Source organism: Streptomyces sp. NPDC030862 (assembly GCF_055571835.1).
In genome coordinates this window covers 810,655-824,366 of sequence record NZ_JBVIEN010000003.1, presented here as the reverse complement: position 1 = coordinate 824,366, position 13,712 = coordinate 810,655, and the positions used below count along the sequence as shown (strand labels likewise).

Annotated in this window: 13 protein-coding genes; 2 read left to right on the top strand and 11 right to left on the bottom strand. The window is 72.1% G+C overall.

The window, feature by feature from the left end:
* Nucleotides 1-365: 365 nt before the first annotated feature.
* Nucleotides 366-1,940, top strand: coding sequence for a D-alanyl-D-alanine carboxypeptidase/D-alanyl-D-alanine endopeptidase (gene dacB, locus ACZ42X_RS11890; protein WP_468287339.1), 1,575 nt, complete (start codon nt 366-368; stop codon nt 1,938-1,940).
* Nucleotides 1,941-1,999: 59 nt separating this feature from the next.
* Here the strand turns inward: dacB and ACZ42X_RS11885 are convergent, their stop codons facing one another.
* On the bottom strand, nt 2,000-4,525 hold the full coding sequence (locus ACZ42X_RS11885) for an ATP-dependent Clp protease ATP-binding subunit (RefSeq protein ID WP_468287336.1): 2,526 nt from the start codon (nt 4,523-4,525) through the stop codon (nt 2,000-2,002).
* 431 nt (nt 4,526-4,956) lie between these two features.
* Here ACZ42X_RS11885 and ACZ42X_RS11880 point away from each other — a divergent pair, with 431 nt between their 5' ends.
* The gene (locus ACZ42X_RS11880; protein WP_468287333.1) at nt 4,957-5,592 is read left to right on the top strand and encodes an SCO3374 family protein; all 636 of its coding nucleotides are present in this window, start codon (nt 4,957-4,959) and stop codon (nt 5,590-5,592) included.
* On the opposite strand, the gene ACZ42X_RS11875 is transcribed toward ACZ42X_RS11880, so the two are convergent.
* The 10 genes from ACZ42X_RS11875 to ACZ42X_RS11830 all read right to left on the bottom strand — a co-directional run bounded on the left by ACZ42X_RS11875 (nt 5,561) and on the right by ACZ42X_RS11830 (nt 13,612).
* Nucleotides 5,561-5,896 carry a histone-like nucleoid-structuring protein Lsr2 gene (locus ACZ42X_RS11875; protein WP_361428534.1) on the bottom strand — a complete coding sequence of 112 codons (336 nt, stop codon included), beginning with the start codon at nt 5,894-5,896 and terminating at the stop codon, nt 5,561-5,563. The two genes, ACZ42X_RS11880 and ACZ42X_RS11875, sit on opposite strands and share 32 nt — an antisense overlap.
* A 147-nt stretch (nt 5,897-6,043) precedes the next feature.
* Nucleotides 6,044-6,592 carry an amino-acid N-acetyltransferase gene (locus tag ACZ42X_RS11870; protein ID WP_468287330.1) on the bottom strand — a complete coding sequence of 183 codons (549 nt, stop codon included), beginning with the start codon at nt 6,590-6,592 and terminating at the stop codon, nt 6,044-6,046.
* A gap of 9 nt (nt 6,593-6,601) precedes the next feature.
* Nucleotides 6,602-7,081 (bottom strand): BlaI/MecI/CopY family transcriptional regulator, encoded by a 480-nt coding sequence (locus ACZ42X_RS11865; protein ID WP_468287327.1) that lies wholly within the window; start codon nt 7,079-7,081, stop codon nt 6,602-6,604.
* A gap of 132 nt (nt 7,082-7,213) precedes the next feature.
* Nucleotides 7,214-7,387, bottom strand: a complete 174-nt coding sequence (locus tag ACZ42X_RS11860; RefSeq protein ID WP_361428540.1) for a hypothetical protein — start codon at nt 7,385-7,387, stop codon at nt 7,214-7,216.
* A 14-nt stretch (nt 7,388-7,401) separates the two neighbouring features.
* Nucleotides 7,402-7,968, bottom strand: coding sequence for a hypothetical protein (locus ACZ42X_RS11855; RefSeq protein ID WP_468287509.1), 567 nt, complete (start codon nt 7,966-7,968; stop codon nt 7,402-7,404).
* A 152-nt stretch (nt 7,969-8,120) separates the two neighbouring features.
* Nucleotides 8,121-8,927, bottom strand: coding sequence for a type III pantothenate kinase (locus ACZ42X_RS11850; RefSeq protein WP_361428542.1), 807 nt, complete (start codon nt 8,925-8,927; stop codon nt 8,121-8,123).
* The gene (nadC, locus tag ACZ42X_RS11845; protein WP_468287323.1) at nt 8,927-9,943 is read right to left on the bottom strand and encodes a carboxylating nicotinate-nucleotide diphosphorylase; all 1,017 of its coding nucleotides are present in this window, start codon (nt 9,941-9,943) and stop codon (nt 8,927-8,929) included. Before nadC ends, ACZ42X_RS11850 begins: the two co-directional genes overlap by 1 nt.
* Before the next feature lie 2 nt (nt 9,944-9,945).
* Nucleotides 9,946-11,646 carry an L-aspartate oxidase gene (locus ACZ42X_RS11840; RefSeq protein ID WP_468287320.1) on the bottom strand — a complete coding sequence of 567 codons (1,701 nt, stop codon included), beginning with the start codon at nt 11,644-11,646 and terminating at the stop codon, nt 9,946-9,948.
* Nucleotides 11,643-12,662, bottom strand: a complete 1,020-nt coding sequence (panC, locus tag ACZ42X_RS11835; protein ID WP_468287317.1) for a pantoate--beta-alanine ligase — start codon at nt 12,660-12,662, stop codon at nt 11,643-11,645. The genes ACZ42X_RS11840 and panC overlap by 4 nt, the downstream gene beginning before the upstream one ends.
* Entirely contained in the window at nt 12,659-13,612 is a 954-nt protein-coding gene (locus tag ACZ42X_RS11830) for a Rossmann-like and DUF2520 domain-containing protein (protein ID WP_468287314.1), read from the bottom strand. The genes panC and ACZ42X_RS11830 overlap by 4 nt, the downstream gene beginning before the upstream one ends.
* Between the last annotated feature and the right edge of the window lie 100 nt (nt 13,613-13,712).

Below are 13,712 nucleotides of genomic sequence, written 5' to 3'. Positions count from 1 at the left end.
TGTGACGTGGACTCTTGACGGCACGGCGAAAGACAGGGCGAGAGGCCGGAATGTCCTTGGAAAGCGAGGTTTGTCCGGATGAGGGTGCCCTTGAGCTGGGGCTTTCCCGACGGCCTCGGTGGCCGCACACGCCCCCGACCCCGTACGGCCGACGCCCGCCCGCCGAGAGGCGGCCGGGGAAAGGCCTCGGACCGCACTATTCCGCCTAGTACCGCGCCAACCGCCTGTGCGGCTTGTCACGGGCGGCGGGCCGCACGCCTGTCCGTTTCGGGACCAAAGGCCCGCGGGTCCCGGGCGTCAACGCGGTGACGTGGCGGCGCCGGGCGTCCTTCCCAGCCCCACCCGGCTCCGCCATCCTCCTCTCCATGAGCAGACACGTGATGCGCGTGACCGCCCTCGCCCTCGGGCTCGCCGGACTCCTCGGGGGGAGCGCTCTTCCCGCCGGCGCGGGACCCTCCGACACCGGCCTCAAAGGGGCCATCGACACGATCCTCGCCGACCCCCGGCTGGACGGCGGCGCCGCGAGCGTCGTCGTCGCCGACGCCGGGACCGGGGAGACCCTCTACCAGCGCGACGGCGGCGACCGGCTGATGCCCGCCTCCAACACCAAGCTCGTCACCTCCGCCGCCGCCATGGAGCTCCTGGGGCCGGAGTACCGGTTCCGTACGGACGTACTGGCCACCGCCCGCCCCCGGAACGGCGTCCTCCGCGGTGACCTGTACCTGCGCGGTACGGGCGACCCGACCACGCTCGCCAAGGACTACGACGCCCTCGCCGCCCGGGTCGCCGCATCCGGTGTCCGGTGGGTGGCCGGGCGGCTCGTCGCGGACGACACCCGCTTCGACGCCCACCGGCTGGGGCGCTCGTGGGCCGCCGACGACGAGTCGTCGTACTACTCCGCGCAGACCTCCGCCCTCACGGTCGCCCCGGACACCGACTACGACGCGGGCACGGTCGTCGTCGAGGCCGCCCCGGGCGGCGCGGCGGGCGCCAGGCCACGGGTGAGCGTGGCACCCCGCACCGACTACGTACGCGTCGACAACCGCGCCACCACCGTGGCCGCCGGCCGGCCCGACACCCTCGCCGTCGAGCGCGAGCACGGCACCAACACGATCGTCGTCAGCGGCGAGATCCCCCTGGGCGCGGCGGCCACCAAGGAGTGGATCACCGTCTGGGAGCCGACCGGCTACGCCGCCGCCGTCTTCGCCGACGCCCTCTCGGCCCACGGCGTACGCGTCGCGGGCGGCCGGCCGCGCCTGGGCGTGCCGACGCCCGACGGCGCCACGGTCCTCGCCTCGCACACCTCCATGCCGCTCAAGGACCTCATGCGGCCCTTCATGAAGCTGTCCAACAACATGCACGCCGAGGCGCTCACGAAGACGATCGGCTACGAGACCTCGGGCCGCGGCTCGTGGAGCGCGGGCCTCACCGCCATCGGTGCGTACCTGAAGACGGAGGGCGTGGAGCCGGATCAGGTGCGGCAGGCCGACGGGTCCGGGCTGTCGCGGATGAACCTCTTCCCCGCCGCCCAGATCAGCCGGCTGCTCCTCGCCGTCCAGGACGCCCCCTGGTACGCCGACTGGTACGCGTCCCTGCCGGTCGCCTGCGCCCCGGACCGCGCCACGGGCGGCACCCTGCGCACCCGGATGTGCGGTACCGCGGCGGCGATGAACACCCACGCCAAGACCGGCTCGCTGACCGGCGCCTCGGCGCTCTCCGGGTACGTGACCGACGCGGGCGGCCGGCGCCTGGTCTACTCGATCATCCTCAACAACTACCTGGCGCCGTCCGTGAAGGGCGTCGAGGACGCGATCGTGGTGACCCTGGCCCGCTCGGACACGGCCGCCGGGACGATCGCCACGGCGACGCCGGAGCGCCTGCGGACCGTCGAGGCACCCGGCGACCTCGAATGCTCCTGGCACAAGCCGCGGGTCTGCTGACCGGAAACGCCGAAGGGGCTGTCCCGTACGGGACAGCCCCTTCTTTCAGCTCTTACTGCTTACGCGTCCTTCGAGAGGTTCGGGCCGGTGCCGCCGGCCGCCTGCTCGATCGGGGGGACGTCGGGCAGCGCCGACTTCTCCTCACCGCGGAAGGTGAACTTCTTCTCCTCACCCTCACCCTCGGTGTCCACGACCACGATGTGACCGGGGCGCAGCTCGCCGAAGAGGATCTTCTCCGACAGGATGTCCTCGATCTCGCGCTGGATCGTCCGGCGCAGCGGCCGGGCGCCCAGGACCGGGTCGTAGCCCTTCTTCGCCAGCAGCTTCTTGGCGTCACCGCTGAGCTCGATGCCCATGTCGCGGTCCTTCAGACGCTCGTCCACCTTGGCGACCATCAGGTCGACGATCTGGATGATGTCTTCCTGGCTGAGCTGGTGGAAGACGACCGTGTCGTCGACACGGTTGAGGAACTCGGGCCGGAAGTGCTGCTTCAGCTCTTCGTTGACCTTCGCCTTCATCCGCTCGTAACCGGTCTTGACGTCACCCTGAGCGGCGAAGCCCAGGTTGAAGCCCTTCGAGATGTCCCGGGTCCCGAGGTTGGTCGTCATGATGATGACCGTGTTCTTGAAGTCCACGACCCGGCCCTGGGAGTCGGTCAGCCGACCGTCCTCCAGGATCTGGAGAAGGGAATTGAAGATATCGGGGTGGGCCTTCTCGACCTCGTCGAAGAGGACGACGGAGAACGGCTTGCGGCGCACCTTCTCGGTGAGCTGGCCGCCCTCTTCGTAACCCACGTATCCGGGCGGGGAACCGAAGAGGCGGGAAACCGTGTGCTTCTCGCTGAACTCCGACATGTCGAGGGAGATCATCGCGTCCTCGTCGCCGAAGAGGAATTCGGCGAGCGTCTTGGACAGCTCGGTCTTACCGACACCGGACGGGCCGGCGAAGATGAACGAGCCACCCGGGCGCTTCGGGTCCTTCAGGCCGGCGCGCGTACGGCGGATCGCCTGCGACAGGGCCTTGATGGCGTCCTTCTGGCCGATGACGCGCTTGTGGAGCTCGTCCTCCATGCGGAGCAGACGCGAGGACTCCTCCTCGGTCAGCTTGAAGACCGGGATGCCGGTGGCGGTCGCGAGGACCTCGGCGATGAGCTCGCCGTCGACCTCGGCGACGACGTCCATGTCGCCGGCCTTCCACTCCTTCTCCCGCTTGGCCTTCGCCGCCAGCAGCTGCTTCTCCTTGTCGCGGAGAGAGGCCGCCTTCTCGAAGTCCTGGGAGTCGATCGCGGACTCCTTGTCCCGGCGGACGGCCGCGATCTTCTCGTCGAACTCGCGGAGGTCCGGCGGCGCGGTCATCCGGCGGATGCGCATCCGGGAGCCGGCCTCGTCGATCAGGTCGATCGCCTTGTCCGGCAGGAAGCGGTCCGAGATGTACCGGTCGGCCAGGGTGGCGGCCTGGACCAGGGCCTCGTCCGTGATGGAGACCCGGTGGTGGGCCTCGTACCGGTCGCGCAGGCCCTTGAGGATCTCGATGGTGTGCGGCAGCGACGGCTCCGCGACCTGGATGGGCTGGAAGCGGCGCTCCAGGGCCGCGTCCTTCTCCAGGTACTTGCGGTACTCGTCGAGCGTCGTGGCACCGATGGTCTGCAGCTCACCGCGGGCGAGCATCGGCTTCAGGATGGACGCCGCGTCGATCGCGCCCTCGGCGGCACCCGCACCCACCAGGGTGTGGAGCTCGTCGATGAACAGGATGATGTCGCCGCGGGTGCGGATCTCCTTGAGCACCTTCTTCAGGCGCTCCTCGAAGTCACCGCGGTAGCGGGAGCCGGCGACCAGCGCGCCCAGGTCCAGGGTGTAGAGGTGCTTGTCCTTGAGGGTCTCGGGCACCTCGCCCTTGACGATGGCCTGCGCCAGGCCCTCGACGACCGCCGTCTTGCCGACGCCGGGCTCGCCGATGAGGACCGGGTTGTTCTTGGTGCGGCGGGACAGCACCTGCATGACCCGCTCGATCTCCTTCTCGCGCCCGATGACCGGGTCGAGCTTGGACTCACGGGCGGCCTGGGTGAGGTTCCGGCCGAACTGGTCGAGGACCAGGGACGTGGAGGGGGTGCCCTCGGCAGGGCCACCGGCGGTGGCGGCTTCCTTGCCCTGGTAGCCGGAGAGCAGCTGGATGACCTGCTGCCGCACCCGGTTGAGATCGGCGCCCAGCTTCACGAGGACCTGGGCGGCGACGCCCTCGCCCTCGCGGATCAGGCCGAGCAGGATGTGCTCGGTGCCGATGTAGTTGTGGCCCAGCTGAAGGGCCTCGCGGAGCGACAGCTCCAGGACCTTCTTGGCACGGGGAGTGAAGGGGATGTGACCCGACGGGGCCTGCTGGCCCTGGCCGATGATCTCCTCCACCTGCTGGCGGACCGCCTCGAGCGAAATCCCGAGGCTCTCCAGGGCCTTAGCGGCGACACCCTCACCCTCGTGGATAAGGCCCAGGAGGATGTGCTCGGTGCCGATGTAGTTGTGGTTGAGCATCCGGGCTTCTTCCTGAGCCAGGACGACAACCCGCCGCGCGCGGTCGGTGAACCTCTCGAACATCGTTAATCGCTCCTCAGAGCGGTCAGGCAGTAGAGGGGTCGGTCCCCTCCCTGTCCTTCCGCAGCTTAGTCCCGCAAGCGGGGACCGCTCATTCCAACTGCCGACACCCGTCTGTGGCCTCCTGACCCGAACGCCGACAAATGCTCCAACCCGATGGTGCGAGACGATGTTCCCGCAGGCCAGGTACTTACCCTCACCGGCAGTACGCCGATGGCGAACGTGAGACGCCCGGACCGTGCGTGTCGCCCCTCCCCACTAGGAATGTCTTACCCGCAGCCACTGACACTCCATGCGGTGAACCCCGGTTCCCTCCGCTAAGGGCGAACACTCTTGCGCCCACCCCCACGTCTGGGCGCCCCCCGGAACGGCACGCTCCGTGATCGTTCTCCTACGGTGCGTAACCCGGGCGGGCGGCACGGAGTTCCCCCGGTATGGCCTTCACCGTCCCCCTCCCGCGCCTGCCGGCCGACGACGACGGCGACGACGACGGCCACGCGCGGTGGTACGCGCACGAGCTCGGCTGGGCCGCGGCGCGCGGCCCGGCGGGGGTGGAGCTGCCGACGGGGCTCCGCTTCGACGTGCTGGAGCTGCCGGCCGCCGCGGGAGCCGCCGTGCTGCGGCGCCTGGGCGGGCACTGGCCGGTCGCCGTCGAAGGACGCCGGATGCGCATGCTCGTCGCCGCGGGGAGCGCGGAGGAGCTGCCGGGGCTGCTCCAGTGGCTGGAGTGGGGCGGGATCGCCCTGGACCTGACGGTGCTCGGCGCCGGTGGCCGGATGCCCGCTCCCGTCCCCCCGGGGCTGCCCCCGGGACGGAGTGGCTCCGGCTCGCCCGGCGCCGCCGTGTGGCTGCGCCCTCCCCTGCCCGGGCGTGAGGTGGAACCGACGCTTCCGGCGCTGCCCTCGCCCGGGGCGGGGCCGGCCACCGGGACGGCTCCGGGGGACAGGGGGAACGCCCCCTGTCTCGTACGGCTCGTGGACACGGCGGCGACGGCGTGCCACCGGGTCCGGCTGCTGGGTGCGGGCGACGGGGCCGCACTCAGTGGTTGGCGTCCTCGTACGCCTTCCTGATCTCGGCCGGGACGCGACCGCGGTCGTTCACGTTGTAACCGTTCTCCTTGGCCCACGCGCGGATCTTCGCGGTGTCGGGGCTGCCGCCGGCGGCGACGCGACCCTTGCCACGACCGCCCGCGGCGCGGCCACCGGTGCGCCGGCCGCTCTTGGTGTACGGCTCGAGCAGGCTGCGGAGCTTGTCCGCGTTGGCGGTGGTGAGGTCGATCTCGTAGGTCTTGCCGTCCAGAGCGAACGTCACCGTCTCGTCCGCCTCGCCGCCGTCGAGGTCGTCAACAAGAAGGACCTGAACCTTCTGTGCCACCGGATTTCCTTTCATCGAAAATGCAGTACGCGGAAAGGAAACCGCTTTTCCCTGGAAAACACAAACCCCCGGGAGAGGTTCGGAACCCGGGACAGGCGGGAAACATACGCGATTCGGACATAGGGATCGGTGAGGCTCATCCTCCGATCACAGGTGCAGAAGCATCCGGCTGTTGCCCAAGGTGTTCGGCTTCACTCGTTCGAGACCGAGGAACTCGGCGACGCCCTCGTCATAGGAACGCAGGAGCTCGGCGTAGACATCTCCGGCGACCGGCGTCTCACCGATCTCGACGAAGCCGTGCTTGGAGAAGAAGTCGACTTCGAAGGTCAGGCAGAAAACCCGGCGCACGCCGAGCCACCGGGCCGTGTCCAGCAACTTCCCCAGCACTTGATGGCCGACACCCGCCCCCCGGAAGTGCGGGTCGACGGCGAGAGTGCGCACTTCGGCGAGGTCTTCCCACATCACGTGGAGAGCGCCGCAGCCGACGACCGTGCCGTCCTCGTCGCGTTCCGCCACCCAGAACTCCTGGATGTCCTCGTAAAGCGTCACCGTCGCTTTGTCGAGCAGGATGCCCTCGGTGACGTACGGATCGACGAGGCGTCGCAGGGCCGCCACATCGCTGGTCCTGGCGCGTCGTACGGTCACGGCTTTCGCGGCGGGATTGGGCGGCGGGGACGGAAGGTCGGTGGAGGACATGAGGGGACGCTATCGCCCGGCGGCGTCCTCGCCGGCGGCACCCCGGCTCTCCCCGGTGTGCGCGGCGCCTTCCACTTCCGCCCGTTCCTGTTCGCCTTGCGGCGGTTCTTCGGCGGTCTCTTCCGGGATGTCGCGTTGCAGGATCCGGATGGCGTCATTCAGCGCCTCGCGCTGCTCCTGCGACATCATGCCGAAGAACGCCACGAGCGCCGCGGCGGGGTTGTCGCTCTTGGACCAGGCTTCGTTCATCAGTGCGGCCGAGTAGGCGGCGCGGGTGGAGACCGCGGTATATCGATAGGCGCGGCCGGAGACTTCCCTGCGCACCCAGCCCTTCTGATGGAGATTGTCCATTACGGTCATGACGGTGGTGTAGGCGATGGACCGTTCCTGCTGGAGATCCTCCAGGACTTCCCGGACGGTGACAGGCCGGTTCCATTGCCAGACGCGGGTCATGACGGCGTCTTCGAGCTCTCCCAATTGACGGGGCACGTCGCCACCATAGTGGGGGATGTCGGAATGACTGGCTATTGACGTATCAAAGGTAACAAAAAGGGCGTACGACGCGTAAGCGGTCGTACGCCCTTGGTTTCCGGTCCGAGGCCCGGGTCCGGCGGGTACGTGTCAGGCGGAGCCGTCCGCCTGGCGGGCGGCCTCGGCGCGGGCGAGGGCCGCGTCGACGGCCGCGTCCTCCTTGGCCTTGTTCTGGCCGCCCTGGCTCTTGACGATCACCACGATGAGGGCGATGAAGAAGGCGGCCATCACCACCGGGGGCAGGAGCGCGGATACGTAGTCCATGGCGTCCAGGGTAACTAGCTCGCCGCCCGCTTCTCGGGCGGGGGCGCCGCGGGTCGCCGGCGCGGCGGAAAGACCTCGGAGGGCTTGGGGACGGGCTTGGGCGCGGGGTCCGGGGCCGGCTTCGGGGAGGGCTGCTGCGCCGCGGCGGCGGTCCGGCCCCGGCCACCGGGCAGCGCGAGCAGCCGGGTGCGCGGGGCCGGTGCGGTGCGCTGCCCGGCGAGGCGGGCGCGTACGGACTGCTCGGCCAGGCGCCGGCAGCGCTCCAGCAGTGCGGCGGCCACGGCGCCGTGGCGCAGGCTGCGCAGCGCGGCGAGGTCCTCGGGCCCGGGCTCGTACCCGGCCGCCAGGGCGTCCTGGAGCAGCTCCAGGTATCCGGTCGCCGAGCCGGGGAGGGCATCGCGGTACCGCGCGAGGTCCGCGAGCAGGAAGGCGCGCAGCCGCCCGGCCTCGCGGACCGCCTCGTCGACCGAGCCGGCGAGGCGGTGGCAGTCCTGGACGTCCTCGTCGTCGAGCGGGGCGGGGTGAAGGGCATGGGCGAGGGCGCGTCGGAGCACACGCAGCTCGTCTGCGCCGAACGCCAGGCCGCCGCGGGATCCGTATGGCGTGGGCATGAGGTGACGATATGCGCAATTGGGACGAAAGTCGTTTAAGTCGATGTTCACGGCGTGCCCCTGCAGGCCTCCCGTCCGCCTGCGGGCCGGGGGTCCGCAGGCGGACGGGGGGTCGATGCGGGCTACATCCGCGAGACGTTCCGCTCGTACACCAGCCGCAGGCCGATCAGGGTCAGCCACGGCTCGTGCTCGTCGATGACCGTGGACTCGCCGAGGACCATCGGGGCCAGGCCGCCCGTGGCGATGACCGTGACGTCGGCCGGGTCTCCGGAGGGGCCGACCAGTTCGCGCTTCATGCGCTGCACGACGCCGTCGACCTGGCCCGCGAAGCCGTACACGATGCCCGCCTGCATCGCCGCCACCGTGTTCTTGCCGATCACGCTGCGCGGGCGGGCCAGCTCGATCTTGCGGAGCTGCGCGCCGCTGACGCCGAGCGCCTCGACGGAGATCTCGATGCCGGGGGCGATCACACCGCCGACGTACTCGCCGCGCGCGCTGACCGCGTCGTACGTCGTCGCCGTGCCGAAGTCGACGACGATCGCCGGGCCGCCGTACAGCTCGACCGCCGCGACCGCGTTGATGATGCGGTCGGCGCCGACCTCCTTGGGGTTGTCCGTGAGGATCGGGACGCCCGTCTTGATGCCCGGCTCGACCAGCACCGCCGGCACGTCGCCGTAGTACCGGCGCGTCACCTCGCGCAGTTCGTGCAGGACGGACGGGACCGTCGAGCAGATGGCGATGCCCTCGATGCCGTCGCCGAGCTCGTCGCCGAGCAGCGGGTGCATGCCCATCAGGCCCTGCATGAGCACGGCCAGCTCGTCGGCGGTGCGGCGGGCGTCCGTGGAGATGCGCCAGTGCTCGACGATCTCCTCGCCGTCGAACAGGCCGAAGACGGTCTGGGTGTTGCCGACGTCGATCGTGAGCAGCATCAGCCCTGCTCCGCCTCTCGCAGGTCGAGGCCGATGTCGAGGATCGGGGAGGAGTGGGTGAGGGCCCCCACCGCGAGGTAGTCGACGCCGGTCGCGGCGTACGCGGCGGCGTTCTCCAGGGTGAGGCGGCCGGAGGACTCCAGGACCGCACGGCCGCCGACGAGGGTGACGGCCTCCTCGGTCTCGGCCGGCGTGAAGTTGTCCAGCAGGATCAGGTCGGCGCCCGCCTCCAGGACCTCGCGGACCTGGTGGAGGGTGTCCACCTCGACCTCGATCGGTACGTCGGGGAACTGCTCGCGGACGGCCTTGAACGCCTGCGCGACGCCGCCCGCCGCGACGACGTGGTTGTCCTTGACGAGTGCGGCGTCGGACAGCGACATGCGGTGGTTGACGCCGCCGCCGCAGCGCACGGCGTACTTCTCCAGGGCGCGCAGCCCGGGGGTGGTCTTGCGGGTGTCGCGGACCTTCGCCTTGTGGCCCTCCAGGGCGTCCGCCCACGCGCGGGTGGCGGTGGCGATGCCGGAGAGGCGGCACATGATGTTGAGCGCGGAGCGCTCGCCGGTGAGCAGGTCGCGGGTGCGGGTGGTGACGGACAGCAGCTTCTGCCCGGCCTCCACGCGGTCGCCGTCCTCGACGTGCCGCTCGACCGCGAACTCCTGGGTGCAGACCACCGACATGATCGCCTCGGCGATGTGGATGCCCGCGACCACGCCCGCCTCGCGCGCGGTGAAGTCGGCGGTGGCGACCGCGTCCTCCGGGACGGTCGCGACGGTGGTGACGTCCACGCCGCCGTCCAGGTCCTCCTCGATCGCGCGGTAGGCGACGTCCTCGACGAGTACGGGGTCGAGGCCGGCGTTCACCAGCAGCGCGGCGAGCGCGGGGTCGAGGCCGCACTCGTATACCTCGTCGTCACCGCCGCAGCCGCAGCCGTCGCCGCAGCCGCCGGTCGAGGCCGGCGCACCGATGTTGATCAGGGGGACGTCCACGGGCTGCGGGCGTTCTTCGGGCGTGCTCACGGTTACGGCTCCTGGGGGGCTTCGGCGACGGTCGGAGGGAAGTCTTGGGTGTCGGTGGGGCGGACGTCCAGGGTCCGGTCGGGACCGAGCGTCACGACGAGGTGGCGGCGGAACGCCGTGTCGTCGCGGTCCGGGTGGTCCTCGCGCCAGTGGCAGCCGCGGGTCTCCTCGCGGCGGCGGGCGGCGGCGACGAGCACGCGGGCGACGCACAGGAGGTTCGTGGTCTCCCAGGACTCGACGCCGGGCTCGGCGGCCTTGTGGCGGCCGCTCACCGCCTCGCCGTGGATGGCGTCCAGCCGCTCGGCCGCCTCGGCGAGGCTCGTGGCGGAGCGCAGCACTCCGGCGCCCGCCGTCATGACGTGCTGGAGGGTGGCGCGGCAGGTCGGGTCGAGCAGCGGCAGCAGGGTGGGGGCGGGGTGCGGGACCGGCGTGCGCGACCCGGTCCCGGCGTGCGCGGCGCGGTCCTTCGCGACGGCGTCGGCGATGCGCTCGGCGAAGACCAGGCCCTCCAGGAGGGAGTTCGACGCGAGGCGGTTGGCGCCGTGGACGCCGGTGCAGGCCACCTCGCCGCACGCGTACAGGCCGGGCACGGTGGTGCGGCCGGACAGGTCGGTGCGGACGCCGCCGGAGGCGTAGTGCGCCGCCGGGGCGACCGGGATCGGCTCGGTGACCGGGTCGATGCCGTGGGCGCGGCAGGCGGCGAGGATCGTCGGGAAGCGGGAGGCCCACATCTCGGCGCCGAAGTGGCGGGCGTCGAGGTACATGTGGTGGGCGCCCTGCTCGCGCATGCGGCGCATGATGCCCTTGGCGACGATGTCCCGGGGGGCGAGCTCGGCCAGCTCGTGCTGCCCGACCATGAAGCGGACGCCGTCGGCGTCGACCAGGTACGCGCCCTCGCCGCGTACCGCCTCGGAGACGAGGGGCTGCTGGCCCTCCGCGTCGGGGCCGAGGAAGAGGACCGTGGGGTGGAACTGGACGAACTCCAGGTCGCTGACCTCCGCCCCGGCGCGGAGCGCGAGGGCGACACCGTCGCCGGTGGAGACGGCGGGGTTGGTGGTGGCGGAGAAGACCTGGCCCATGCCGCCGGTGGCGAGGACGACGGCCGGGGCGTGGACGGCGCCGACGCCGTCGTGCTGGCCCTCGCCCATGACGTGGAGGGTGACCCCGGCCGTACGGCCTTCGGCGTCGGTGAGGAGGTCCAGGACGAGCGCGTTCTCGATGGTGCGGACGGCGCGGTCGCGGACCGCGTCGACCAGGGCGCGGGAGATCTCGGCGCCCGTCGCGTCGCCGCCCGCGTGCGCGATGCGGCGGCGGTGGTGGCCGCCCTCGCGGGTGAGCTCGATGGTGCCGGCCTCGTCGGTGTCGAACCGCGCGCCGGTGGCGATCAGGCGGCGTACGGCGTCGGGGCCCTCGGTGACCAGGGCGCGGACGGCCTCCTCGTCGCACAGGCCCGCGCCCGCGACGAGCGTGTCGTCGAGGTGCTGCTCCGGGGTGTCGCCCTCGCCGAGGGCCGCGGCGATGCCGCCCTGGGCCCAGCGGGTGGAGCCGGCGTCGAGGCGGGCCTTGGTGACGACGACCGTACGCAGGCCCGCGGCCGTGCAGCGCAGGGCGGCGGTCAGGCCCGCCACGCCGGAGCCGACCACGACGACGTCGGCGTCGATGGCCCAGCCGGGGGCGGGGGCCTGGAGGCGTATGCCGGTCATGCGGGGGCTCCGAAGGTGAGGGGAAGGTTGTCGATGAGCCGGGTGGTGCCGACCTTGGCGGCCACGGCCAGGATCGCCTCCCCGGTGTACTCGTCGGGGACGTCGGTGAAGTCGGCCGGGTCGACCAGGGCGAGGTAGTCGAGGACGAGGGGCGGGGTGCGCTTGGCCGCCTCGTCGAGTACCGCGCGGGCCGCCGCCCGAACCGCGTCCGCGCCGCCCGGGCCCGCAGCCGCCAGCGCCGCCACCGCGTGGGCGTCGGCCGCCGCGCGTGACTCGCCCAGCTTGGACAGGGCCGCGGCGCGGCTCTCGGAGGCGGGCAGCGTCTCGGCGCGGGCGCGCAGCGCCACCTGGGCGGCGAGCCGGTCGCGGGCGGCGAAGAGCGCGGCGGAGAGCGCGAGGGCGGTACGCCGCTCGGGGGGCGACAGGTAGCGGTTGCGGCTGGAGAGGGCCAGGCCGTCGGGCTCGCGGACGGTCTCCACGCCGACGATCTCCACCGGGAAGTTCAGGTCGCGGACCATGCGGCGGATCAGGGCGAGCTGCTGGGCGTCCTTCTGGCCGAAGAACGCCGCGTCGGGGCGGGTGAGGTGGAGGAGCTTGGCGACGACGGTGAGCATGCCGTCGAAGTGGCCGGGGCGGGAGGCGCCCTCCAGCCGCTCGCCCATGGGGCCCGCGGTGATCCGGATCTCGGGCCGCCCGTCGGGATACATCTCCTCGACGGAGGGGGCGAACACGGCGTCGGCGCCCGCCTGCTCGGCGGTCTTGAGGTCGGTGTCCAGGGTGCGGGGGTAGCGGTCGAGGTCCTCGCCCGCGCCGAACTGGAGCGGGTTCACGAAGACGGTGACCAGGACGTACCCCTGCTTGCCGACGTGCCTGCGGGCGGCCCGGACCAGGGTGGCGTGACCCTCGTGGAGGGCGCCCATGGTCATGACGACGGCCGTACGGCCCCGGGGCGCGAAGTGGTCGAGGGCGTACCCCAGCTCGTCGCGGGTGGTGATCAGTTCGAAGTCCTGGCTCATCGGCCGCTGTCTCCTTCCGCGCCCTCGGCGCCTTCCTGGCCTTCCTGGCCTCCCTGGCCGGCGGAGCCGTTCGCGAGGACGTCCAGCAGGTCCTCGGCGAGCTCGGGCTTGAGCAGGCCGGCCGCGAGTGCCCGGTCCGCCGTCGTACGGGCCATGGCGAGGTAGCCCGCGACGGCGGCGGGCGCGTGCGCGCGCAGCTCGGCGATGTGGGCCGCGACCGTGCCGGCGTCGCCGCGCGCGACGGGGCCGGTCAGGGCGGCGTCCCCGGAGCGCAGGGCGTTGTCCAGGGCGGCGCCGAGGAGCGGGCCGAGCATCCGGTCGGGGGCGCCGACGCCCGCCGTGCGGAGCAGCTCCATGGACTGGGCCACCAGCGTGACGAGGTGGTTCGCGCCGAGGGCGAGGGCCGCGTGGTAGAGGGGGCGGGCGGCCTCGTCGATCCACTCGGGCTCGCCGCCCATCTCGATGACGAGCGCCTCGGCGGCGAGCCGCAGCTCCTCGGGGGCGGTGACGCCGAAGGAGCAGCCGGCCAGCCGCTGGACGTCGACGGCGGTGCCGGTGAACGTCATGACGGGGTGCAGGGCGAGCGGCAGCGCTCCGGCGCGGCGGGCCGGGTCGAGCACGGCGGTGCCGTACCGCCCGGAGGTGTGCACCAGCAGCTGCCCGGGGCGTACGGCTCCGGTCTCGGCCAGCCCCTGCACCAGGCCGGGCAGGACGTCGTCGGGGACGGTCAGCAGCACCAGGTCGGCCCGCTCCAGGACCTGCGCGGGCGGGACGAGCGGCACGTCGGGCAGGAGCTCGGCGGCGCGCCGCACGGACGCGTCGGAGACGCCCGAGACGGCCACCGGGCGGTGTCCGGCGAGCCGCAGAGCCGCGGCGAGGGCGGGGCCCACCCGGCCGGCGCCTACGACGCCGACGGTGAGCCGGGCGGGGCGGGGTTGCGAAGCGTTCACGCGGGCGACGGCCTTCCGTTCCAGTCCGCGGGGGGTACCGGACGATTTCTGGTCATGCTACGCCAGCGTTTCGTTCCGCTTGCCGACTGTCCACAGGGCG

Bases quoted from the DNA above. Each gene is read 5' to 3' on its own strand.
- dacB (WP_468287339.1), top strand. From the start codon at position 366: ATGAGCAGACACGTGATGCGCGTGACCGCCCTCGCCCTCGGGCTCGCC.
- ACZ42X_RS11885 (WP_468287336.1), bottom strand. From the start codon at position 4,525: ATGTTCGAGAGGTTCACCGACCGCGCGCGGCGGGTTGTCGTCCTGGCT.
- ACZ42X_RS11880 (WP_468287333.1), top strand. From the start codon at position 4,957: ATGGCCTTCACCGTCCCCCTCCCGCGCCTGCCGGCCGACGACGACGGC.
- ACZ42X_RS11870 (WP_468287330.1), bottom strand. From the start codon at position 6,592: ATGTCCTCCACCGACCTTCCGTCCCCGCCGCCCAATCCCGCCGCGAAA.
- ACZ42X_RS11860 (WP_361428540.1), bottom strand. From the start codon at position 7,387: ATGGACTACGTATCCGCGCTCCTGCCCCCGGTGGTGATGGCCGCCTTC.
- ACZ42X_RS11850 (WP_361428542.1), bottom strand. From the start codon at position 8,927: ATGCTGCTCACGATCGACGTCGGCAACACCCAGACCGTCTTCGGCCTG.
- ACZ42X_RS11840 (WP_468287320.1), bottom strand. From the start codon at position 11,646: ATGACCGGCATACGCCTCCAGGCCCCCGCCCCCGGCTGGGCCATCGAC.
- panC (WP_468287317.1), bottom strand. From the start codon at position 12,662: ATGAGCCAGGACTTCGAACTGATCACCACCCGCGACGAGCTGGGGTAC.